General features: G+C 38.3%; 22 protein-coding genes and 1 tRNA gene. 4 read left to right on the forward strand and 19 right to left on the reverse strand.

Annotated elements, in window-relative coordinates; translation table 11 throughout:
• Positions 1–39 precede the first annotated feature (39 nt).
• The 11 genes from ACTJIV_RS00610 to ACTJIV_RS00660 form a co-directional block, all read right to left on the reverse strand.
• Positions 40–1,029 (reverse strand): endonuclease/exonuclease/phosphatase family protein, encoded by a 990-nt coding sequence (locus tag ACTJIV_RS00610; RefSeq protein WP_440624964.1) that lies wholly within the window; start codon positions 1,027–1,029, stop codon positions 40–42.
• Between the two features lie 8 nt (positions 1,030–1,037).
• Positions 1,038–1,766, reverse strand: coding sequence for a rhomboid family intramembrane serine protease (locus ACTJIV_RS00615; RefSeq protein ID WP_440624966.1), 729 nt, complete (start codon positions 1,764–1,766; stop codon positions 1,038–1,040).
• A 3-nt stretch (positions 1,767–1,769) separates the two neighbouring features.
• The gene (gene mutL / locus ACTJIV_RS00620) at positions 1,770–3,560 is read right to left on the reverse strand and encodes a DNA mismatch repair endonuclease MutL (protein ID WP_440624968.1); all 1,791 of its coding nucleotides are present in this window, start codon (positions 3,558–3,560) and stop codon (positions 1,770–1,772) included.
• A gap of 396 nt (positions 3,561–3,956) precedes the next feature.
• The gene (locus tag ACTJIV_RS00625; protein ID WP_440624970.1) at positions 3,957–4,784 is read right to left on the reverse strand and encodes a YoaK family protein; all 828 of its coding nucleotides are present in this window, start codon (positions 4,782–4,784) and stop codon (positions 3,957–3,959) included.
• A gap of 35 nt (positions 4,785–4,819) precedes the next feature.
• The gene (locus ACTJIV_RS00630; RefSeq protein WP_440624972.1) at positions 4,820–5,314 is read right to left on the reverse strand and encodes a hypothetical protein; all 495 of its coding nucleotides are present in this window, start codon (positions 5,312–5,314) and stop codon (positions 4,820–4,822) included.
• Positions 5,315–5,579: 265 nt separating this feature from the next.
• Positions 5,580–6,935 carry a HAMP domain-containing sensor histidine kinase gene (locus tag ACTJIV_RS00635; protein ID WP_223557850.1) on the reverse strand — a complete coding sequence of 452 codons (1,356 nt, stop codon included), beginning with the start codon at positions 6,933–6,935 and terminating at the stop codon, positions 5,580–5,582.
• Positions 6,936–6,986: 51 nt separating this feature from the next.
• Positions 6,987–7,694: a response regulator transcription factor gene (locus tag ACTJIV_RS00640; RefSeq protein WP_223557851.1), complete on the reverse strand. Its 708-nt coding sequence runs from the start codon at positions 7,692–7,694 to the stop codon at positions 6,987–6,989.
• Positions 7,695–7,802: 108 nt separating this feature from the next.
• The gene (locus tag ACTJIV_RS00645) at positions 7,803–8,282 is read right to left on the reverse strand and encodes a GNAT family N-acetyltransferase (RefSeq protein WP_336378026.1); all 480 of its coding nucleotides are present in this window, start codon (positions 8,280–8,282) and stop codon (positions 7,803–7,805) included.
• 16 nt (positions 8,283–8,298) lie between these two features.
• A complete protein-coding gene (locus ACTJIV_RS00650) occupies positions 8,299–9,714 on the reverse strand; it encodes an aminotransferase-like domain-containing protein (RefSeq protein ID WP_336378025.1) in 1,416 nt (471 codons plus the stop codon).
• A gap of 41 nt (positions 9,715–9,755) precedes the next feature.
• Positions 9,756–10,124, reverse strand: a complete 369-nt coding sequence (locus tag ACTJIV_RS00655; RefSeq protein WP_223557854.1) for a hypothetical protein — start codon at positions 10,122–10,124, stop codon at positions 9,756–9,758.
• 240 nt (positions 10,125–10,364) lie between these two features.
• Positions 10,365–10,446 (reverse strand) — tRNA-Leu (locus tag ACTJIV_RS00660).
• A gap of 176 nt (positions 10,447–10,622) precedes the next feature.
• On the opposite strand from ACTJIV_RS00660, the gene ACTJIV_RS00665 reads away from it, so the two are divergent.
• The 3 genes from ACTJIV_RS00665 to ACTJIV_RS00675 are packed head-to-tail and all read left to right on the forward strand — an operon-like array spanning position 10,623 to position 12,591.
• Positions 10,623–11,000, forward strand: coding sequence for a DUF3127 domain-containing protein (locus ACTJIV_RS00665; protein WP_034739828.1), 378 nt, complete (start codon positions 10,623–10,625; stop codon positions 10,998–11,000).
• A gap of 60 nt (positions 11,001–11,060) precedes the next feature.
• A complete protein-coding gene (gene aat, locus ACTJIV_RS00670) occupies positions 11,061–11,714 on the forward strand; it encodes a leucyl/phenylalanyl-tRNA--protein transferase (protein ID WP_111953861.1) in 654 nt (217 codons plus the stop codon).
• On the forward strand, positions 11,701–12,591 hold the full coding sequence (locus tag ACTJIV_RS00675; RefSeq protein WP_111953863.1) for a DMT family transporter: 891 nt from the start codon (positions 11,701–11,703) through the stop codon (positions 12,589–12,591). The genes aat and ACTJIV_RS00675 overlap by 14 nt, the downstream gene beginning before the upstream one ends.
• 147 nt (positions 12,592–12,738) lie before the next feature.
• Here ACTJIV_RS00675 and ACTJIV_RS00680 read toward each other — a convergent pair whose 3' ends face one another.
• From ACTJIV_RS00680 to ACTJIV_RS00715, 8 genes are all read right to left on the reverse strand, one after another.
• Complete coding sequence (locus ACTJIV_RS00680) at positions 12,739–14,121, reverse strand: tetratricopeptide repeat protein (RefSeq protein ID WP_440624978.1); 1,383 nt, start codon at positions 14,119–14,121, stop codon at positions 12,739–12,741.
• Between the two features lie 206 nt (positions 14,122–14,327).
• Positions 14,328–15,299, reverse strand: coding sequence for a quinone oxidoreductase family protein (locus tag ACTJIV_RS00685; RefSeq protein ID WP_440624980.1), 972 nt, complete (start codon positions 15,297–15,299; stop codon positions 14,328–14,330).
• 76 nt (positions 15,300–15,375) lie between these two features.
• A complete protein-coding gene (locus ACTJIV_RS00690) occupies positions 15,376–15,963 on the reverse strand; it encodes a Crp/Fnr family transcriptional regulator (RefSeq protein WP_111953869.1) in 588 nt (195 codons plus the stop codon).
• Positions 15,964–16,011: 48 nt separating this feature from the next.
• Positions 16,012–17,394, reverse strand: a complete 1,383-nt coding sequence (gene glmM / locus ACTJIV_RS00695; protein ID WP_336378024.1) for a phosphoglucosamine mutase — start codon at positions 17,392–17,394, stop codon at positions 16,012–16,014.
• A gap of 58 nt (positions 17,395–17,452) precedes the next feature.
• Positions 17,453–18,481 (reverse strand): DUF4421 family protein, encoded by a 1,029-nt coding sequence (locus tag ACTJIV_RS00700; RefSeq protein ID WP_440624982.1) that lies wholly within the window; start codon positions 18,479–18,481, stop codon positions 17,453–17,455.
• 221 nt (positions 18,482–18,702) lie between these two features.
• A complete protein-coding gene (gene feoB / locus ACTJIV_RS00705; protein ID WP_440624984.1) occupies positions 18,703–20,736 on the reverse strand; it encodes a ferrous iron transport protein B in 2,034 nt (677 codons plus the stop codon).
• Positions 20,736–20,990 (reverse strand): FeoA family protein, encoded by a 255-nt coding sequence (locus ACTJIV_RS00710; RefSeq protein ID WP_111953877.1) that lies wholly within the window; start codon positions 20,988–20,990, stop codon positions 20,736–20,738. The genes feoB and ACTJIV_RS00710 overlap by 1 nt, the downstream gene beginning before the upstream one ends.
• A 135-nt stretch (positions 20,991–21,125) precedes the next feature.
• Complete coding sequence (locus tag ACTJIV_RS00715) at positions 21,126–22,043, reverse strand: GLPGLI family protein (RefSeq protein ID WP_111953879.1); 918 nt, start codon at positions 22,041–22,043, stop codon at positions 21,126–21,128.
• 248 nt (positions 22,044–22,291) lie between these two features.
• On the opposite strand from ACTJIV_RS00715, the gene ACTJIV_RS00720 reads away from it, so the two are divergent.
• Positions 22,292–22,789 carry a DinB family protein gene (locus tag ACTJIV_RS00720; protein ID WP_440624987.1) on the forward strand — a complete coding sequence of 166 codons (498 nt, stop codon included), beginning with the start codon at positions 22,292–22,294 and terminating at the stop codon, positions 22,787–22,789.
• Positions 22,790–22,814 lie beyond the last annotated feature (25 nt).

Here is a 22,814-nt window from a genome sequence, read left to right on the forward strand (position 1 = left end):
ACCTTACCAAGCCTGTTACTTTAACTAATTTTATGATTATTAGTGGCTTATTGAAAATGTGGCTACTACCGGATAGTGATCTGAAAGCTTTATAGTCCGGTCCACTTTATAGGTAATGGGCTGTATACTTTTCGAGGTAAAAATATAATCTATTCTTATCGGAAATTTATAATCATGAAAGCTTGTGGCACTCCCTTTTCCTGCCTCTACAAAAGCATCCTGCAATCCATCAGATAAATGATAATATTCATAAGAATTGGGAACGGAATTAAGATCTCCCATAACCATAACGGGATAAGGCGAACTTCTAATCGCTTCTTTAATTTCATCCACCTGATCCTGATGTTTTTTAAAAACAGGAATAAGCCTTTTAACAATATTTTTCAGCTTCCTTTCATCTTCTTCTTTTACCCCATCCATTTTGATCATCCCTTTTTCAAATTTAAAGGGTTCCAGATAGATATTGATAAAACGGTATATTTTACCTCTGATTTCAATATCTGCCTGGGAAGCATAGGCATTATTACTTTCATAATCACTCTTGATGAGTTCTCTGGAGTCTATTATTTTATGTTTTGAAAAGATTTTAAGAATCCCATTCTTATTAATCACTTCCTTATCTTTAACAGAAACTTTTTTACCGGCCTCCTGCAGCATAACGACATCTGCATTGGCATTGTCCAGGTACTTTTCAATTTCAGAGGCTCCCATTAAGCCAGCTTTCACATTAAAGGTAATGACCTTCAGATTTGCTATCTCTTTTTTATCAGAAGAAAAATTCACCCATCTTTGTATAGGGCTAAAAAAGATAAGCCCGGCCAGCATAAATACAAAACTTCTCTTTTTCCAGCTGAAAAGCCAGAAAAGCGTAAATACTGCATATATGACAATAAGGATCGGAAAACCTAAAGAAAGCAGATTGAACCACGGAAATATTTTAGGCGGAACATAGGCATTCAGAAAGGTACAAAGCAGCAGGAACAAAATGCCTACATGCAGGATTAATATAATAAGACGGAAGACTTTCACAGATGTTTCTAATTGAATCTATACAGATGTTTCTTCCAGATTCTTGCAAGAATCCAGCCAACTAATGCTCCTCCAACGTGAGCGAGATGGGCAATACCACCTCCGTTCCCGGATACTCCAAGGTATATGGAAACTACAATAACGATAGGCATCAGATATTTTACCTTTATAGGAATAGGAATGAACATCATCATGATTTTTGAATCGGGATAAAGGGTAGCAAAAGCCGCCACTACTCCGAAAATAGCTCCGGAAGCACCAACCATAGGCGTTGCTACAATTCCCTTCAAACTCTCCAACAATTCTTTCTGCTTAAGAACTGATGCAGCATCGCCACTAAATCCTACACTTGCTCCGGATAAATAAGCATTAACATTAAATCCGAGCTGCTGCAGTTCATTTGTAAGCTGTTGTGCCTCAACGAAATTCCATAAATTAAAAAGGAAAAAAGCTCCTAATCCACTTAAAAAATAGAGAATCAAATATTTTTTATCCCCCAACGTTTGCTCCAGGATAGGCCCGAAACTGTACAGAGTCAGCATATTAAACAGAATGTGCATAATGCTTCCATGCATAAACATGTGGGTAATGATTTGCCATGAATGGAAAAACGGAGAAAAAGGATAAAAGCCGGCAAGGTAGCCGATTACCTGATTTCCAATAAAATAAGTCCCAATGAACACGATAACATTGATAATGATAATATTCCTGGTGATGGGCGGTATATTGTTAAACATTTTTTAAAATTTGTTTTTAAAATCATTAAACGGAACTTCATAAAAGCATCTTTTGCCATCCGGTAAAAATTCCGGGAAGCCTAATGCTGTAAAGTCTTTGATCATCTGTTCCGCATCTTTTTTATAGATGAAATCAAACCTTGATTTGGACTGCATTTTGTTCCACTGGTTGAGATAAAACTGCATAAATTCTTCTTCAGTCTTATATTCCAGGATCTCAAAAAGGTTCTCCAGGAACTTCATGGCCTGGGTTTCTTTCAATCCCTCGGGAAGCGCGTCTATTCTCAGCACGCTTTCATGTGCAATTTTCATGTCAAACCCAAGTTCAGGCAGAAATTTTTTGAAAGAATTATATTTATTCTTTTCTATTTCGTTCATATGATACTCCAGAGAAAACAGAAGCGTATGGCTGTTTGGATTGATATTTGGCTTCCTGGAGGTTTTATTATTCTCTGAAACAACCAACCTGTGCATTCTTCCAAGGTCCAGCATCAGGGTTACATCTCCTTTATTGAACAGCCAATAGCCATTGGGTAACCTCATCAGGTCCTCATCAAAATCTTCGTCTTCAAATAAATTGATCTTTGAGGGCTCTGCTGTAATATTCTGATGGTACATTTCCGTAAGATTCTGAATTTCTTCGGGACGTACATTTCTTTCTTCAATAAAAGGGTTGTAGTCTTTGTCTACTATAATTTCCGGCATTTTGATGACTCCTCCGCTGCCGTTTCCTTTGCTTGGGAAAGGCTTATTCATCATGGCGTCCATTTCCGGGTCTTTATCAAAATCAAGGCTAGGAGAAACGTTATAAATTCCCAGGGACCTTTTAATGGTGGAACGGAGAAGGGCAAAAATCAGGTGTTCATCTTCAAACTTCACTTCCGTTTTCTGGGGATGGATATTCACATCTATTTTTTCAGGATCTAATTCAAGATAAAGGAAAAATGTAGGAACATAGCCCGGTAAAAGCAATCCTTCGAAAGCTTCCTGAACTGCTTTATTGAAATACGGACTTTTGAAATACCTTCCGTTAACGAAAAAAAACTGTTCTCCTCTTGATTTTTTGGCGCCTTCAGGCTTCGCAACAAATCCGTGAAGTTTACACCAGATAATATCTTCTTTTATAGGAATCAGCTGCGGCTGCAGTTTACGTCCGAAAACATCTATAATACGCTGCATCTGGCTGCCTTTTCTCAATCTGAAAACAGCTTCATCATCATGAAACAGAGAAAATTCCAGATTTTCATGAGCTAATGCAACGCGCTGAAATTCATCAATGACATGTCTGAATTCAACATTATTATTTTTAAGAAATTTTCTTCGGGCCGGAACGTTGTAGAATAGGTTTTTCACCAGGAAATTGGATCCGTCGGCAGTCTGTATCGGGTCCTGAAACTGAAATACACCGCCTTCGATGTAGATATTGGTTCCAATTTTGGCATCATTCTGCTTCGTCCTCAGTTCAACCTGGGAAACGGCAGCAATAGAAGCCAATGCTTCACCACGAAATCCTTTTGTAGCAATTCTGAAAATATCTTCTGTTGCTTTGATTTTTGACGTAGCATGTCTTTCAAACGCCATCCGGGCATCTGTTTCAGACATTCCTTTGCCATCATCTACCACCTGGATCAGGTTTTTTCCTGCATCCCTGATAATCAATTCTATCTTGGATGCACCCGCATCAATAGCATTTTCCAAAAGTTCCTTCACAATGGACGCAGGTCTCTGCACCACTTCTCCTGCCGCAATTTGGTTGGCTACATGATCCGGTAAAAGCTGAATAATATCTGACATAAAACGTATAATCAACTTACAAAAATAGGCAATGGAAACGGGAATTAAAACATTAAAACCGTGAATTAAAATTTAATTATCAACATTTTAATCACATTTTGTATCCTGTCCATTTTTTAATCTCTGCCAGAGGAAAAGAATTCTGAAAGGCTGGTATTTTTTAACGCAAAGTTTAAAGATGAGCTGCTTTAGTTTTTAGTTGAGCAAAGAGATGCAGCTACGCCACTGACTAAGCATACGTTCTATCTATCTGTTTATTCTTGTCTAAAACAGGTAGTTCATTTACGCGACCAAGATTTCTGATAAAGAACACCCCTTTTTCATTATCAAAAAAGGGGTGTTTCACAGCTAGTTTACACAAAAAATAATTTGATATTTATTTTATTTCTTTATTGCTCAATCATCAAAGACAAGTTTTCTTTTTTCTTTTCTTTTTGGAATACCGTGGACTTTGTCGTATAGATAAGCCAGTACAGTGGGCTTTTTATAAATTCTGCTGTATCGGTATTTGGTATTAAAATGCCTTATATGAATCTTATAGGCATCATAACCGATCACAATCAAAAGACACAGACTGATCACATAAAATACCCTGAATTCAAGATAGTAATACGTAAGTCCAGAGAAAACAGCTCCTAAAACATAGGCTGCCATTATACTCATGAGCAGTTTTGCCCTTCCTATCAGCTCACCATTCTTTCTGTATTTTTTCTGGGTAAACATGGAAAGCAGAATTCCAAGATCGGTTGTGGTACCCGTAAGGTGGGTCGTTTTCACCGAGAAATTGGAGATGCTTGCCGTAAGCCCGTTCTGAAGTCCTGTTGCAAAAAGCATCAGTGCAACCAGATATTCTGTTTCTTCCAATGTTTTCTGATAATAAAACTGCCCATAAATTCCCACAAAAAGCAAACATATGATTTCCAGCACAATCGGCATTGCATGAGCAAAATATTTACTTTTCTTATTAAAGTTGATGACGATGAAGTTGGACAAAAAGCTTCCGAAGAAGAACAAAAAAATCCATGCCCCAACTACGACCACCTGCGTCCAGTTTCCCTTACTGATTTCCGCAGCAAGGATGGCGTAATGTCCCGTTACGTTCGATGTAAAAGAGAGAAATATTAAAAGGGAGGCAATATTTATAGTTCCTGCAGTGAATGCAGTCAGCGTCCCCAATCTGATATTGTCTCCCAACGTTCGGCTGTTACTATAATTTCTTAACATTTTTTTATTTCTTTTATATTGTGTTTATCATTTTTTTAGGCCTCAACAAATATCTCTGCCAGTTTTCCTCTTTCAGGAAGTCTTTCAGGGATTTCAATTTTAATTTCCTGAACCTTGATATCTTTGCATTTTCTGATGTAAGGAGCAATATCAAATTTTCCCTTTCCTTTACTCTTAATAGATGGAGAGTAATAAGCTTCCTCAATATTTTCCGCTTTCATATAATTATTGAACGTCCTTTGAAAGCTTCCTGTAAAAATATCGCAGACAATCTTATTTACTAAATAGGGGTATTTATTTTTGATAATTCCATAGGCATCACAGAATTCCTGCGGCCTGATCTTATTAAAAATGGTACTTTTTGTGTTGAACAGAAGGTCCCTGATGGAATCTCCACCATCATACCCTGAAACCAAAAGAATAGTATACTGATTCTGGTCTTCCGATGTTTCTTTCTCTTTCAGCACTTTTTTTAATATATTCAGTGACTCAAGAGAGTAATCCGTGGCGATTAAGATTGTTTTGGTCATATCTTTTTAGATTTAGGTTTGTCGTCATATTTTGATGATACAAAACTAAAGCGGTAAGATTAGAAGCGCTTTGGAACGGAATTAAAATGTGATTAAAGAGATTAAAATGAGATTAGAATATTGTTAACATGCGTTAATATGAGATATTTGAGATGGATACTTTAATTTTTCGGAGGAATGAAAATAAAGTACGTAGATTTCTCTCGCTGATTAAGAAATTGAGCAGATTCTTTGCTTTTTGTATTTGTAGGATTGTTCTTTGCTATTAAGCTCCTTCCGGTCTCGTACTGTAGAAATTAGGAAAACGCATCTGTACTGTGGTTCCCTGGTTTTCGTGAGAACTTACGATCAGTTCGCCGTGGTGCATTCTTACGATGTTTCTGGCCAGCGGAAGTCCTATTCCGTAGCCTTCGTAGTTTTTGGTATTGGAAGCCCTGAAGAATGGGTCGTAGATTTTATTCATTTCCACCTCCGGAATACCTATTCCAAAGTCCTTTACAATGATATAAACATCTGTATCTGTAGCGCCCAGCGAGACTTTTACCTGCTGGAAATTAGAATATTTACAACCGTTATTGATGATATTGGCTACCGCAAGATGAAGCAGCTGTTCGTTGCCCTGTACTTTTAATTTTTTAGGATTATCCGGAAGCATACTGATATCCAGATAAATATTATTTCTTGAATCAATTTTTCTCAAGGTTTCAATGACGTCCCAAAGCAGCTGATCGATTCTTACTTTATCCATTTTCTGGATCTTTCCATCGAAACCGGTCTGAGCAATCATGAGTAAGGCTTTGATCTTTTTATCCAGCTTTTCGGCTTCGTCAAGGATAATCTCAAGGGTTTCTTTGTATTCATCAGCTGTTCTGCCGATAGAAAGAGCGACATCCGCTTCTCCCATGATCGAGGTAAGTGGTGTTCTCAGCTCATGGGAAACATTCCCGATCAGATGGTTTTGGGTCTCAAATGAGGTTTCTATCCGGTTCAGCATTCCGTTGAAAGTATCTACCAGCTCATTAAGTTCCTTATTGTCGGGTTGCGGCTCCAGTCTCAGGTGAAGATTTTCGGAGCTGATCTCTTTTACCTTACCTGTAATTTTTAAGATGGGCCTAAATAAGGTTTTAGACAGATAAAAAGAAAAAATCATACTGAAGAACAAGGACAGTACAATACAGGTAATCAGCGTTCTCTTTAAAAATCCCAGGTAGTAAATTACGTAATGGTTCTTGGCAGAAGCAATGGCAATATAGTCTTTATCATCATACCTGAAGGTCTGCCCGATATAATAAAATTCTTTGTCATTATAATTGGCCTCACCTTTTCTGACGATACTTTTGAAAAAATAGTCCGGAATATGAACCTCCTGTGAGATCTTCCTGAAATTGGAATCCGCCGGAACCGCAAAAACATAATCTCTTTCCATGGGAAGCTCCTCATCATTGAGGCCGTTGAGGATATAGTTTTCGGGAAGGTCAAGGTGGTCTTTGCTTTTTTCGATCTGAACAATAGTTGTTGTACGGATCTTCAGCAGCTCATAAAATCTCTGGTGTGAAAAGTTGACAATAGAAAAATAAACCAACCCACTGAACAGCAGAATGATGGCAGTAAATACCAACATTAAGAGCACCATTGTTTTGGTTTGATTTGTGACAACTTTATTAAACATCCATTAAGGTTTTTTCAGTACATACCCCATCCCTATCACAGTATGAATCAGCTTATGATCATCCTGATTATCCAGTTTTTTTCTCAGATAGTTTACATAAACATCTACAACATTGGTTCCCAGCTCATAATTGACACCCCAGACTGCGTCCAGAATTTCAGCTCTGGAAATTACTTTTTCAGGATTATTCAGGAAGTAGAGCAGCAGTTTATATTCTGTAGAAGTTAAAGAAATTTCATCTCCGGCACGGGTAACTTTCTTGGTATAATCATTAACAATCAGATCTGAAAACTTGAAGACATGTTCATTATCAGGCTCCGGTTCAGCAATTTCCTGAGGACTTACTCCATTGCTTCTTCTTAATAATGATTTCACGCGGGCTACCAGCTCAATGAACTTGAATGGCTTTACAAGATAATCATCACCTCCGCTTTCCAGACCCAACACTATATTTTCAGAAGTTCCCAAAGCTGTTAAAAAGAGGATAGGAACATGCTGATTGGTTTTCCTGATTTCTTTGCAGACATCCAGCCCATTCATTTCCGGCAGCATAATGTCCAGAATTACCAGATCAAAATCGTTGGCCTGCACCAACTGTACACCAGTGCGTCCGTCAAAGGCTACGGAAACTTCGTACCCGTTTTCCTGAAGCCCTTTCTTTATAAAAGATACAACACTGGTTTCGTCTTCGATGAGGATAATCTTTTTCATTGAAATAAGGAATTTCACAAAAATAAGGAAAAAGAGTGAATAGGCATGAGGGAAAGCAAAACCTCATGAACAGAAAGAATCTTAGCTAAGAACAGCAATATTTCTTATTTAAAGCTCCAGCAGCATCTGTGTATCACAGCGGCAATAAGCTGAATCAGAGGCTGGCATATGCTTAAAACCAAGCTTTTCATATAATTTTATTGCAGGAACGAGCACAGAGTTGGTTTCAAGGGAAATACTTTCTGCATTTAATTCCCTGGCTTTATCTACCAAGGTCTGTCCTACCAGATATCCTATTTGCTTTCCTTGTGCTTTGGGGCTTACAGCCATCTTTGAGAGTTCAAATTTAAGTGGCTTATCGGACAATTTCACTAAAGCACATGTTCCCACTGGCTCATTATCCAGCAGAGCAAAAACAATGTATCCTCCTTTGTTTATAATGTGCTCTTCGGGATTGTCCAGCAGTTTATAATCGCCGGCCTCCATGGTGAAAAATTTTTTGATCCATTCTTCGTTTAAAGCCTTGAAGGCTTCTTTATATTGGGGATCATAGGCTATAATTTTTACTTCATTATTTGTATCATTCATCGTTTATAAGGTTTAATTAAATTCTTTTTTTAACCATTTTTGCAAGCTTTTCAAGGTCACTTTCTACCCTGTCCGTCCATTCCAGGGCATAGTTAAGGCGCATACAGTTTTGATATTGATTATATTGGGAAAACATTCTTCCCGGGGCAAAGGTTATTTTCTGGCTCATGGCTTCATCATAAAGGTCTTCCGTGCATATCCTTTTATCCAGCTCCAGCCATAGCATAAAGCCTCCTTTAGGTTCCGAAACCTTTGTATTGTCCGGGAAATACTCTCCCACTGATTTCTGAATCTGAAGATAGTTTGCATACAGCTTATTTCTGAACATTCTCAGATGGTGGTCATAGCGGCCGTGTTCAAGAAAATCCGCAATTACATCCGGATACAGGGATGGGCTGCACACAGTCTGCACCAGCTTCTGCCGGATTACCTTTTCTTTAAATTTTCCGGGAGCAACCCAACCGACACGATAACCGGGAGCAAGGGTTTTGGAAACTGATCCTATCCACATCACAAGCCCGGCTTCATCATAAAATTTACACGGTTTGGGTCTTTCTGCTCCAAAATACAGGTTTCCGTATATATCATCTTCGATCAGAGGAACATTATATTCCGTAATCATCCTTACCAGTTCTTTTTTATTGTCATCCGGCATCTGAAAGCCTAACGGATTATTGAAATTCGTCACAAAACAACAGGCAGAAAGTGTAGGAAGCACTTTTTTCAAGGCATCCAGATCTACTCCGTAAATAGGATGGGTAGGAATTTCCACCACCTTCAGTCCCAGCTGCTGGATCGCCTGAAGCACTCCAAAATAGACCGGGCTTTCCACCGCTACGGAATCTCCGGGTTTCGTCACCGCCATCAGGCAGGTATATACTGCATTCATGGCCCCGGAGGTGATGACCAGATCGTCTTCTGATATTTTTCCTTCCAACACCAGAGCCCATTTGGCAGCTTCCCGACGGAGGTATTCGCTTCCCTGTACCGGCTCATAATCTGTACCGCTATCATTCTTTCTTTTGATCACATTGATCATACATTTCTTGAGCTTTGCCAAAGGAAGGAAACTTTTCCCAGGAATTCCCAAAGCAAACTGGGTAACATCTGTCCCATCAATGGTTCCGAATACTTTATCAATAAGATCTTCCGGTGTATTTTTCTTCTCAGCTTCTTTCATTGGAGCCACCGAAGGCAATGCCAGCTTTCTTTGGGAAGTCTGGCTCACAAAATAGCCATATTTGGGACGGGATTCAACCAGAGAGCGGCTTTCCAGTTCCATATAAGCCTGTTTTACAGTATTCAGACTGACATTATAGAGTTTTTGAGCACTTCTTAGTGAAGGCAGTCTGTCTCCTTGCTGCAGCGTATCGCTTTTGATCTGCTCAGTGACAGATTTTGCTATTTTAAGATAGAGAACGTCTTTTGACATAAAGCCCCGGTTTTAAGTAAATGTACAAATTTATTGACGTTTTATCCAACATTCAACCAGCTGATCATTCTATTGATACTGCTTTTCAGCTGTTCTGCATTCCGGAAATTTGCTGAATTGTTTTTATTGAAATAACGCTCTGCCTGAAGATTAAAATTCTTTTTTTCAGAGTCTGCAAGATCACTTTTCCCATAGATCTTAAATGTGATCTCCCCTTTTCCGTTAATGATCAGACTTGCAAAACCAAGAATCTCATTTCTTTTTTTAGCCAAAAGAAAGGGTACACCGAAATCCTGGCTTAATCTGGATAAATTTTGGGACTGCAGAAAGATATTTCTCAGCGACTGCATATCTGAAATATAGACGTCAGCATATTGAAGCTGCTGTTGGTTTCGAATAATAGTTTCCATAATGCTCTGTTTAGTATAACAAAATTATGGAGTATTCCATTATGGACACAGATACAGAAGTTACTATTATCTTGGATACAGATTGAATGTTTGTGGAAAATACAGATAAAGGCTAATTAAACTGACGCGGATCAATAGTTTATCAAAAAGCATCATGACTAATGCACGCCAAACACCCGTTTATGAGGGCTATAAAAACAAAAACTCCCTGTAAACAATACAGAGAGTTTTTTCGCATAGTGCGGATGAAGGGACTCGAACCCCCACGCCTCACGGCACCAGATCCTAAGTCTGGCGTGGCTACCAATTACACCACATCCGCTGGTTTGTTTTTGCTTATTTTAAAGAGCTTGCTTCGTTTTTGTGAGTGCAAATATAGGACTTTTTCCATTGTCTCCAAACTTTTCAGAAAAAAAAATTAAAATTCTCATATTTTTTTTCAGGTCCTCCAATTATTACATTTCATTTTCTTACTTTTACAACGTTAATAATTACAATATGGAATTACAAGGAACGGTAAAGAAACTTTTTGATGCTCAGACATTTGCAAGCGGCTTTCAAAAGAGAGAAATGGTTATTTTAACCCAGGAACAGTATCCACAGCCGATAAACATAGAATTTTTGTCTGATAAGATCAGTTTATTAGATAACCTTAAGGAGGGTGAAAATGTAAAAGTGGGAATCAACATCAGAGGAAGAGAATGGGTTTCTCCTCAGGGTGAAACTAAGTATTTCAATTCTATTACAGGATGGAAAATTGAAAAAGTAATGGACAACGGATCTGAGCCTACTCAGGCCTCTCCTTCTCAATCTGCATCCCCGGTTTCCAATGAAAATCCTTTCGCTGGTGACGATGATGATGATTTACCTTTTTAATTAAAAAATAAGATCAAATATAAATCCTGCTTTATCAAGTGGGATTTTTTTTCCAAAAAAATGGTCCGATTAGACGAAAACGAGATTTCATTCCCCGATCCTGAACTTTATGACGGTCACGACGGGCTGGTTGCCTTTGGAGGAGACCTGTCTACAGAAAGGGTTTGGTTCGCCTACCAGCTGGGGATCTTTCCGTGGTACAATCCCGGAGAGGAAATATTGTGGTGGTGCCCGGATCCCAGATTTGTCCTGTTTCCTGAAGAACTAAAAGTTTCAAAATCGATGCGGAAAATACTAAACAGGGGTATTTTTACATTTTCTGAAAACAAATGCTTTAGGGAAGTGATCCAAAACTGCCAGCAAACGAGCAGAAAGGGACAGACTGGAACATGGCTTTCGGATGAACTGATGGAATCTTTTATTCAGCTTAATGAATATGGTCTTGCCAAAAGTATTGAGGTATGGCAGGATGGAGAACTGGTTGGAGGTTTTTACGGCCTTCAGATCGGAAATGTTTTCTGCGGCGAAAGTATGTTTGCGAAAGTAAGCAATGCTTCTAAAGCCGGCTTTATTCATTTTGTGGAAAATAACAAAGATAATATTGATCTCATTGACTGTCAGTCTCATACAGAGCACCTGGAAAGCTTAGGCGCAAAAATGATTCCTAAAAAAGAATTTTTAAACATCTTACACAAAAATAATGAACGCAGATAAAGAAAAATGGATCCTTCTGATTGTATTAACTGTTATCTGGGGCTCGTCTTTTATTTTGATCAAAAAGTCTCTTGAGCATTTCAGTCCCTATCAGGTAGGGGCGCTCAGGGTTCTGATCGCAGGAATTATTTTAATGCCGGTCGCGATTTCAAAATATAAACTATTTCCCAAAAAGCATTTGAAGTGGCTTATCCTGGCTGCATTTACAGGAAATTTCATTCCTATGTTTCTATTTCCGATTGCGGAAACGGAAGTAAGCAGCAGTATCGCCGGAATTATCAATTCTATGATGCCCATCTTCGTGATTATTGTGGGAGCGCTGGTCTGGAAGTTTGACACCACTAAAAGGCAGATCGTGGGAACAATGATCAGCTTTGCCGGAGTCTGCTTATTGGCTTTTGGAGGAGATGGAGAAGGTGGAAAATTCAAGCTTATTCCTATATTATTGCTGTTACTGGCCACGCTGTGCTATGCTTTAAGCACAACAACGGTGAAATCTAAACTAATGGATGTCTCTTCCACGATTTTATCGGCATTTGTTTTTTCATTTGTTTTATTTTTCCCTTCTCTTATTGCTTTAACATTCACGGGATTCTTTTCAACATTCAGTTTTAATGAGGACAATATGCTGGGACTGATGTTTGTAAGCTTGCTGTCTATCTTTGGAACCGGGCTGGCCATGACTTTAAATTACCGGCTACTGAAGGTATCTACCCCGCTATTTGCTTCTACTGTAACTCTTTTGATGCCTATCGTTGCTATTATCTGGGGATTTCTGGATGGTGAAAAACTGAGCTTTTTACAGTTTGTTGGAGCGGGAGTTATTATCGGCGGACTGATTTTTTTAAGGTCTAAAACAGCGGTTATAAAAAAATAAACAGGTATTCATAAATTAAAAATCCTGCATCGCTGCAGGATTTAAGTATTTATGATTGTTAATTTAAGTCATTAAGAATCTTTAAGCTATTAAGGAGAATTAAGGCAGATCCTTCGATCTTCAGTCTAAACTTCCTTCTTCCAACTTCTAAGAATTCTTCTTTTTCACTTTGGCTTTGACTTTCTTTACCTCATCTTTGATGAAAGGATATTTTTTCTGCATATCCTGGGCAAGCGATGCGTCAATATTTAAAGCTTTCTGAAGAGATTCTGCTCCTTTTTCCGGGTTTCGCAGGTTGAAATAGCAGTTGCTGAGCTGATAGTAAAGCTCTGCCCTGTCATGTACCCTTAAGGCATTATCCAGAATAGTTACCGCCTCTTCATATTCTCCAAGAAGCATCAAAACCTCTGAATAGGCATACCAGTTATAAAACCTTGAAGGTTCCGCATCTACCAGCTTTTTCAGACAGGCAAGGCTTTCTTCAAATTTTCCGGAATCAATAAATAGAAATGCAAGTCTTTTCTGATAGTCAAGGTTACTGTCATTCAGCTGGGTAGCTTCTCTTGCAAAATGCAGGGCTTCTTTCATGCCTCCCATTTCTTCATAGAGATAAGATTGTTCCATCATCGCAAGATAAAACTGTGGGTCTTCTCTCAATGATTTCTGGAATGCATTTAAGGCCATTATGGACTGTTTCTGCGCCTTATAGCACAATCCTATCTTATAAAATGTAAATGCTTTGGTATATTCAAGCTCAAGCATTTCCTCGTATACCTCTATGGCCTTCTGGTATTGTCCCAGGGCTTCGTAACAGGCTGCTTTGTTTGCATATACTCCTACAGAACTTGAGTTGATGGCCAAAAGGTAATCATATCCTTTTATGGCTTCTTCGTAATTCTTTCTGTTGAAGTAAAACTGCCCGTATTCGAACCAAGCGGTTTCGGAATAGGCAAATTCATCTAAATATTCATTAAGAAAGGCAATAGCCTCCTCGCTCTTATTCAGGTCGCTGAAGCAGATCATACAGTTTTCGAGAGAATACTCATCCATAGGATCTTCTTTCAGAGCTTTTCTGTAGTGTTTAAGAGCGTTAAAAGGGTCTCCCAAGTTTACATATTCGTCCGCAATAAAGTTATGAAGGAAGTTTTCTTCTTCCTGCAGTTCTAAGGCTTTTTTGCAGATGTCAATGGCTTTTCTGGGGTTTCCCAGGTTCGAATAATACTTCGCATAGCAGACCATAAAGTCTGTGTTTTCCATGGATGAACCTTTCAGTTCGTCAATGAGTTCTTTTGCGGTATTATAATCTTCCCACTCCAAAAGAATCTCAAGTCTTTTGATCTTGATATCCAATGAATTGGGATGAAGCTTAAGGCCATAATTAACAGCATTGTCTGCGTAGTTAAAATCTCCCAGCTCCAAATAATAAACAATAATGTCTTCTAGCTCTTCGGTATCGAAGTAGAATTCATCATTATTTTCCATCATTTCCTCGAACTTTTTTACAAGTTCATTTCCAAAATACTCTTCCAATAGTGTTGTCTTTGTCGGCCCGATGTCTGAATATGCTTACAAACCTCGGCAAACTTTTAATTAATAATAACCTCTGAAACTGAAATTCAAATGTTTATGCAAAGTTGCAACTTTTTTTTGAATTATTTTTTCATAAATTTCTATATTAAAGATAGTAAAAAAAGAAAACAGATAAAAGGATTGTGGATAAAAAACGGAAATTGTGGTTAAATAGTCAGAACAAGTCTTTTTCCGGCCGGAATTTCGGTATTCCAGACTGATTCTACATCCTTTATTTCTGCCGTTTCCGTATCTATTTTAATTTTACCTTCTACTGCCGCCTGGAACATTTCAGGAATAATTTCCGTAAACAGCATACGGGTCTCTTCTTTTGTCCAGCTTCCCAATCCGGATCCGGAGATCTGAATATCTGTTCCTCTCAGAATCTGCGAAGACAGCTGAATGGTATCTCCGCTCATTCCTCCTACAGAAACCAGTCTGGTCTTGTGAGAAAATGTTCCGTTTCCTTTAAGAGCATACAGCAACATCTCTATAGAATGGCCCCAGAGATAATCTAAGATAATATCAATAGGTGTTTCGTTGTGAATTTCTTTAATTTTTGCTACAAAATCTTCGTCCGGCTGCTTTAAAGAAACTACTTCATCTGCTCCCAATGTAAGAAGTGACTGTAAAGACGCCTCGTTTCTACCTGTAGCAATGATATTTTTGGCTCCGTATAATCTGGCCACCTGAACTGCAATTTTTCCCGTCACTCCGGTTGCTCCATTGATCAGAACGGTATCGCCGGGTTTCATCCCTGCTTTGAATTTCAATCCCATCGCAGATCCCATAACGGCGTTGGGCAATGCGGCAGCGGTAGCGAAGTCCAGTTCTTCCGGTACGGGAATGACAAATCCTTTTTCAGCATTGACTTTTTCGGCTGTGGTTCCTTTTTTACTGAAAAAATATACTTTCTGACCATTTTCAAGATATCCGGCACCATCTGTCCCGATAATTCTTGGCTGATGTACCTCGCCGCTGACGGAATAATGACTTCCACCCGCTATAGCTCTATCAAGATTTTTGATGGATGCTGCTTTGACTGATACCTGCGTTTCATTTTCCTTAGGGGTTTCCGGATCCTGAAAATCTGCATATTGAGGAATGCTTCCTTTTTCAAATACGACTGCTGCTTTCATTATTTAAATTTTTATACAAAATTAGGATGAGAGCGGTCTGCAGTGCAATAACATTTGTTATCAGTTATCCTGCTGATTATTTTTTTAAAGCATCCTCTTTTAAAATTGCGCCTTTGATCCTGCTAAGATGTACTGTAGTAATTCCCAGGTAGGAAGCAATATAATGCTGTGGGATTCTTCTGATGATTTCAGGCCGTTCTTTGGTGAGGCTGAGATAGCGTTGTTTCGGGGTATCTTTTATAAATGAGAAAAAATGTTTCATATAGTCGAAGATTCTTTCAAAAAGAGAATCCATGAATTGGTTCCTCAGTTCCGGATCTTCGTATACCTCAGCTAAAACAGCATCTGCATCAGCTTTACGGATCTTCCATAAAATACAGGATTCTATGGTTTCGAAGGATACCATACTGGGCAGCCCTTTCCTGAAGCTTTCGAGGGAAGAAAACATCGTATTTTCCATAAAGAACTGAAAAGTCACGTCTTTCCCGTCATTGTTGTACCATGCTCTTACGACCCCTTTTTCAATATAATAGGCACAGTCTGAAACTTCATTTTCCTTTAAAAGCAAAGTTTTAGCAGGAACATCCATGCGCTCGAAGCAGCTTAGAAATTTCCGCCATTTTTCTTTCGGGAAGAGAAACCTGTTCTGTATATGCTCAAACATTTCGATAAGAAAAAAGAACGGAGCATTTCTGTTCCGTTCCTGATTTATTTAGATTAAACTTTTAATTTTAGCGATGATATCATCTCCAAGCTTATCGGCTTCTTCCTGAGTATAAGCTTCAGTATAAATCCTGATAATCGGTTCTGTATTGGATTTTCTAAGGTGAACCCAATTGTTTTCAAAGTCGATTTTAACACCATCTACCGTAGAAACTTCTTCGTTCTGATATTCTTTTTCCATTTTGGCTAAGATATCATCTACATTAATCTCCGGAGTCAGCTCTATTTTCTTTTTGCCCATAAAGTAGCTTGGGTATCCTGCTCTTAATTCGGAAACGGATTTGTTTTCTTTTGCCAGATGGGTTAAAAACAATGCTGCTCCTACCAAAGAGTCTCTTCCGTAATGAAGGTCAGGGTAGATAATTCCTCCGTTTCCTTCGCCTCCGATTACTGCATTCTTTTCTTTCATCAGATTCACTACGTTTACTTCTCCTACAGCACTTGCAAAGTATTCTGAATCGTGGCTTCTGGCAACATCCCTCAAAGCACGGCTTGAGGAAAGGTTTGAGATAGCAACGCCTTTCTTATGTTTCAATAAATAATCTGCAACGGCAACCAAGGTATATTCTTCCCCGAACATTTCCCCTTTCTCGTCAATTAAGGCTAATCGGTCTACATCCGGATCTACAACGATTCCTAAATCTGCATTTTCTTTTTTTACAAGCTCACAGATGTCTCCCAAGTGCTCTTTCAAAGGTTCAGGATTGTGTGGAAACTGCCCATTTGGTTCGCAATATAATTTAATTGTTTCGCAGCCAAGCTTATCCAGAAGCATTGGAATTGCAATTCCTCCTGTAGAATTTACCGCATCGAGAACGATTTTGAATTTTTTAGCTTTAATGGCTTCAATGTCTACCATCGGAAGATCTAAAATCTGCTGAATATGAATATCAAACGCATCGTTTCTTGTTTCATATTTTCCAAGATCATCTACTTCTGCGTAATTGAAATCTTCACTTTCAGCAAGAGCGAGTACTTTTGCGCCATCATCTCCACTGATGAACTCTCCTTTACCATTCAACAGTTTAAGAGCATTCCATTGCTTTGGATTGTGGGAAGCAGTCAGGATAATTCCTCCATCTGCATTCAGTTCAGGAACCATTATTTCCACCGTTGGTGTTGTAGAAAGTCCAAGATCCACTACATTTATTCCCAATCCCTGCAGAGTAGCTGTTACCAGCGAGGAAACCATTTCCCCGGAAATTCTGGCATCTCTTCCTATGACCAGGGTTAAATTCTTTTTATTCTGTGTATTCTGAAGCCAGGTTCCAAATGCTGATGCAAATTTCACGACATCCAGAGGGGTTAAGTTATCATTTACTTTTCCGCCGATCGTCCCTCTGATCCCGGAAATAGATTTTATTAACGACATTCTGTTTTTATTTTTTTAATTGGTTTCATTAGCAAAGATACTTAAAAGACCTAATAAGTTATAAGATGGGAATCTTTTTCTGAATCTTGTCATAATTCCTTTTGATAACCTTCGGTGGCGGAAAACGGTAACCTATATACAGCAATCCATATAGATTGTTATTTTCTACATTCTGGTTATCTTTTTCATTGTAGGCATAAGCATTGACATTAAATTTTCCTCCGAACAGAAACCGGTCTGTATTATATCCTATATGAAGTCCGCTAGCAAACTTCAGGGTTAGATACTGTGTATTTTGTTTGTTAAATTTTGTCCCGTCCGCCTGAATATCCCAGCTGTTGGAAAACATTCCGCCTAATCCCAGCGAGATATGAGGAGCAATATTCACTCTTTTTTTCGCGCCAAGCACCCAATTATAAAAGTAACCCATGCTGCCCCCGAAACTGTACTGGGTTTCTTTACTTTTCTGTCCGTTTAAAATATCTCTGAATATGGAAAGGTCATAATCTACAATAGGCGCCCAGCTTCCACGGCTTTCTTTCTGCCATTCGCCTTGTGTGTAAATACTTTTCAGAGAGAAATTATCCTTTAGTACATAGGCTGTAGACCCTCCAAAACTCTGAACCCTAAGATCGGGAAACTGAAGGTATGGGTCTTTTCCTTCTTTCCAGTCCGGAAAAAAATCGCTCATATTTTCCATATAAAATCCTTTTACGTTTTTGTAATAAACGGTCTGGATAAATTTTTTGGGGAAAAGCCTGAATCTAAAGTCTGCATAGGAGCTACTTCCTTTGAGCGCATCATCATTATTCCCGGGAAGAAAACTTGGTGTAAATGAAATAGTTGCACTTATAATCCTATAATCAATAGAAAAGGAAGCTCTTGTTTTATTGTTGATTGAAAAGATGGTTTCTAAAGGTTTGCCCTCAGGGCCTTCTGTAAAAACATATTTTTCAATATTGGTGTCGAGATTTACACGGACCATTACCTGATCTGCATAGGACTTGATTTTAGCAGTATCGGTCTGGGCGTTTGCCCAAATGGTTAGAAGAGAGAATAACAAGACTGCTGCTGATTTTGGGCTCAAATCGAAAAGGTTTTAGTTTCAGAGAATGAAATTACTACAATTTTTTCAATTATAAGCTTAAAAACAGTATCAGGAGCAACCGCAGTCTTTATCACAGTTGGTTCTTTTGGAACTGAATTTTTTCGGTGCGAAATTCTTTCTGAGTACTTTAAATAAAGAATAACAGGCGAATGCAACGATCAGTATGATGATTACGTACTGAAAAATTAGTGAAGTATCCATTATTTTAAAATCTGATATGCTATCAACGACACAAAATATGCCAAACCGGTCATCATTACAACCTGAAAGCCGGTCCATTTCCAGCTTTTGGTTTCTCTGTAGACTACTGCAAGCGTAGAAACACACTGCATTGCGAATGCATAAAATAAAAGCACGGAAATTCCTGTTGCGAAGCTGAACACTTTTTCGCCGTCAGGTTTTACGTCTCTTCTCATTTTATCTATTACTTTCACTTCGGGGGCATCATCATCCAAACTGTAGAGTGTAGACATTGTTCCCACGAAAACTTCTCTGGCCACAAAGCTTGTCAGAATTCCCACGCCCATTTTCCAGTCGTAGCCAAGCGGTTCGATAAGAGGCTCAATCCCTTTACCCATTTTGGCCAGATAAGAATGGTCGAGTTCTACATTGGTAGCCACAAACTGATTGGGTTTCTGTTTGGGTCCAAAATAACTTAAAAACCAGACAATGATGCTTACAATAAAAATAATCTTTCCTGCTCCTGTAACGAAGTCCCAAACCTTACCCAGTACCATTTTAAGATCGTATCCGAAAAGGGGCTTTTTATAAGTTGGCAAATCCATTACAAGATAAGTCTTTTCTTTATTTTTGATAAATCTTTTCAAAACTGCTGCTGAAAACAGTGCTACAAGGAAGCCCAAAAGGTACATTCCCATCAATACCAGCGCTTTATATTTAATTCCAAGGAAAGATCCGTCAGAAATGATCAGTCCGATAATGATGCTGTATACCGGGAGTCTTGCAGAACAGGTCATAAAAGGAGTAACCAGTATGGTTAATAGTCTTTCTTTTACATTTTCGATATTTCTTGTAGAAATCACAGCAGGAATGGCACAGGCCGTTCCTGATACCAAAGGAACGATACTTTTCCCATTCAGTCCGAAAGGTCTCAGCAGCCTGTCCATCAGAAATACCACTCTCGCCATATATCCTGAATCTTCCAGTAGATATAGGAAATATAATAAAATACCAATCTGTGGGGCAAATACTACAATTCCTCCGATTCCGGGAATAATTCCACTTGAAACCAGTGAATTGACAGGCCCTTCCGGCAAGTGTTCTGCAGCAAAAGCAGCCAGCCATGAGAAGGAATCATCGATCCAGTTCATCGGATATTCTGCAAGGAAGAAAACACTTTGGAAAATAATCAGCAGGATAAAAAGAAAAACAACATAGCCCCAGAATTTGTGGACCAGCACTTTATCTAATTTCTCCGTTAAAAGCTCTTTGAACTGGGCTTTTTTAGAGATTACATCTGCTAATATTTTATCTACGCTCTGATATCTTCTTACGGTCTCCTGAACCTGTAATCGTTTTGGAACCAAGCTTTTAGAATCAGGCTGGTTAAGAAGATCTTTTATAGATTCTATTCTTCCGAGATCGGAGCCCAATGAAATACTCATCCAGGCTTTATATTCGTTGTCAAGTCCTTTATGGGCCGCAATTTTCTGAATAAAATCTTTATGTTCGTTTGGCGTTTCGAAGGTGATGGTCTCTGCTTTTTTAAATCCATTTTGCAAAACAGACTCTTTAATCTTATCTATTCCAATCTGTTCTTTGGCATTGGTTTGAATAATTTTAATCCCCAGAGCATCAGAAAATTTCTGGATATCAATGCTAATGCCTCTTCTTTCTGCCTGATCAATCTGGTTGACCACCAGGATCATAGGAATACCAAGATCCTGTATCTGCTGGAAAAGAAGTAATCCTCTTTTTAAGCTTAATGCTTCAAGAATATAGATTACACCTTCATAATTTTCCTGCTCATCAATAAGAAATTTAGAAAAAATAGCCTCGTCTTCCGAACTTGGATAAACGCTGTACGAGCCTGGCAGGTCGATCACCTCAACCTCTTCATTTTTATAGATGTAATTTCCGGAATGGCTCGCAACGGTAACTCCTGCATAGTTTCCGGTCTTCTGTTTTTTATTGCACAGTGCATTGAAAACCGTAGACTTTCCTACATTAGGATTCCCGACTAAAAGGACCTTTTTTTTCTTATTTTCCTGCATTAATTCAATTCTTCAACAATGATATACTCTCCCTCTTCTTCACGAAGAGCGATGCGGCTTTTTTCTTCTCCAAATTCTACATACATAGGACCCTTGAAGGGCGCCTGGTACAAAATTCTGAAAATAGTCTCCGGTAAAAGTCCCATTTCTATGATCTTGTTTGGCATTTTCAGGTAATCGTTATCATACCCTAAAATTTTTCCCATTTTGTTTTTAGGGAAACCGCTTAATTTATGTAAGTCAATCTGTTTCAAAGCCGGATTTTTTGTAAGGGCAAATATACGCTATTTAAATTTAATCTAAATAACGAAAAGTATGAAAGAAATCAACCCAAACACATTGCTGTATCTGGGTTGATTTTAAAAATATAATTTAGTTGATATGAAGTCTTATTTTTTCTTTTTATCCTGCTGTGCTGATGATATTTCTATCGGATTATCATTGGCGTTGTAAAAGTCTTTGTACTGCTTCTCCTGTTTTTTCACCATATCACCTACTGTACCATCCATTCCCGGAACTGTTTTAGAAAGCATTTCCTGTGTCATCATTGGTCTTATGGATGCAAAAGGGTCTTTTTTGAAATCATTGAATGTTTTTTCAAATTTTTCTCTTGGTAATTCATTTACTTTTCCTCCTTTCGCCTGCATCAGGTTTTCGATGTAAGAGTATTCTGTATAATCCTTGACTTTTTTATTTCCCTGTAAAACCCATGAATAGTTTTTCTGATCATCTTCGATTTTAACAATCAAACCTGGAAGTCCAAAGAATTTGTAAGGTCCATCCTGAAAAGGCAATTCTGTACTGAACCATGCTGTCCATTTTCTTCCTCCGAATTCAGTAGTCGCTTTTTGAGTGTTATATTCTCCAATTTTCTGCTTATCGTTAAGGATATTCCAGTTAAATTTTAGGTCTTCGCTATATCCTATATTGCTTGGTGTAAACCCGTTTGCTATCTTATCCACATACTGCACTTTCATACCTGGATATGATTTGTATATTCTGGCTGATATTTTAGGGGTTTTAATGGTTTTCGACAAATCTTTCATTGTTCCCGCCTTCTGCATAGCTTCAATTTCAATTTTCATGATAGAATCCTGCGAAATCACTGTATAATCCTGATAAATGGATCTGTTTTTGTCTGTAATATCCAGGATCGTAATTACTTTATCCATCTTGGCAGAATCCTTTTTCGGTTTAAAAGTCAGCTCATAGAAGAAACGGTTTGCTGCCTCTTTTGATTCTTTGGCATCCTGCGCCGACGCTATGGCAAAAAGAGCAATAAAGAATACAGAAAATAGCTTTTTCATTGTAATAAAGATTTACTAATTAGTTATCAGTTCCTGAAATATGTTACAGCTTTTTTAAAGAATTTTACTTCAATTGATATATTACACTGATTATCAACAGAATACAAAACAACTATATATATTATAATTTATCAGACTTTTTAAAGGTATAACTGGTAAATCTGATCAGCCATGAGAGAAAATTATGATTTCCTTAAAACATTTTCTCTCTTAAAACTCTTATCTTTAAGTACTTAAAAACAAATATTATGGACACTTTATCACAATTTAAAGATGAACTTGAAGCAGAGTACCAGACGACCAGGAAATTTTTCGAAGTTTATCCTGAAGGAAAAAATGATTTTGCTCCTCATGAGAAAAGTATGAAAATGATGCCTCTTGCCACTCATATTTCTGAAATTTTCGGATGGCCGGATGTGATGCTGAAAACTTCGGATCTGGATTTTGCGAAGGGAGATTTTCAGCCTAAGCATCTTTCTACAAAAGAAGATCTTCTGCAGACTCTGGACGAAAATTTCAAATCTGCGGAGAAGGCGCTTGACAAAGCTAAAGAAGAAGACCTTAATGAAACATGGGCTTTAAAAAACAATGGTCAGGAAATAGCAAAATGGACGAAATATGGCTCTATCCGTCATTCTTTAAACCAAATCACGCATCACAGGGCTCAACTGGGAGTGTATTACAGACTGAATGATATTCCGCTTCCGGGAAGCTATGGTCCGTCAGCAGATCATCAGAGCTTTTAGCAATATGTATGGATATATCTCAAAT

The sequence above is a fragment of the Chryseobacterium sp. 22532 genome, from assembly GCF_052044665.1.
Classification (GTDB): Bacteria; Bacteroidota; Bacteroidia; order Flavobacteriales; family Weeksellaceae; genus Chryseobacterium; species Chryseobacterium lathyri.

Coding starts and splice junctions, on each gene's coding strand:
- ACTJIV_RS00665 (WP_034739828.1), top strand. CDS start 10,623: ATGGAATTACAAGGAACGGTAAAGAAACTTTTTGATGCTCAGACATTT.
- ACTJIV_RS00655 (WP_223557854.1), bottom strand. CDS start 10,124: ATGGAAACTATTATTCGAAACCAACAGCAGCTTCAATATGCTGACGTC.
- ACTJIV_RS00640 (WP_223557851.1), bottom strand. CDS start 7,694: ATGAAAAAGATTATCCTCATCGAAGACGAAACCAGTGTTGTATCTTTT.
- ACTJIV_RS00615 (WP_440624966.1), bottom strand. CDS start 1,766: ATGTTTAACAATATACCGCCCATCACCAGGAATATTATCATTATCAAT.
- ACTJIV_RS00690 (WP_111953869.1), bottom strand. CDS start 15,963: ATGTTTGAGCATATACAGAACAGGTTTCTCTTCCCGAAAGAAAAATGG.
- ACTJIV_RS00650 (WP_336378025.1), bottom strand. CDS start 9,714: ATGTCAAAAGACGTTCTCTATCTTAAAATAGCAAAATCTGTCACTGAG.
- mutL (WP_440624968.1), bottom strand. CDS start 3,560: ATGTCAGATATTATTCAGCTTTTACCGGATCATGTAGCCAACCAAATT.
- ACTJIV_RS00675 (WP_111953863.1), top strand. CDS start 11,701: ATGAACGCAGATAAAGAAAAATGGATCCTTCTGATTGTATTAACTGTT.
- ACTJIV_RS00645 (WP_336378026.1), bottom strand. CDS start 8,282: ATGAATGATACAAATAATGAAGTAAAAATTATAGCCTATGATCCCCAA.
- glmM (WP_336378024.1), bottom strand. CDS start 17,394: ATGTCGTTAATAAAATCTATTTCCGGGATCAGAGGGACGATCGGCGGA.
- ACTJIV_RS00720 (WP_440624987.1), top strand. CDS start 22,292: ATGGACACTTTATCACAATTTAAAGATGAACTTGAAGCAGAGTACCAG.
- ACTJIV_RS00715 (WP_111953879.1), bottom strand. CDS start 22,043: ATGAAAAAGCTATTTTCTGTATTCTTTATTGCTCTTTTTGCCATAGCG.
- feoB (WP_440624984.1), bottom strand. CDS start 20,736: ATGCAGGAAAATAAGAAAAAAAAGGTCCTTTTAGTCGGGAATCCTAAT.
- ACTJIV_RS00685 (WP_440624980.1), bottom strand. CDS start 15,299: ATGAAAGCAGCAGTCGTATTTGAAAAAGGAAGCATTCCTCAATATGCA.
- ACTJIV_RS00630 (WP_440624972.1), bottom strand. CDS start 5,314: ATGACCAAAACAATCTTAATCGCCACGGATTACTCTCTTGAGTCACTG.
- ACTJIV_RS00625 (WP_440624970.1), bottom strand. CDS start 4,784: ATGTTAAGAAATTATAGTAACAGCCGAACGTTGGGAGACAATATCAGA.
- aat (WP_111953861.1), top strand. CDS start 11,061: ATGGTCCGATTAGACGAAAACGAGATTTCATTCCCCGATCCTGAACTT.
- ACTJIV_RS00635 (WP_223557850.1), bottom strand. CDS start 6,935: ATGTTGGTATTTACTGCCATCATTCTGCTGTTCAGTGGGTTGGTTTAT.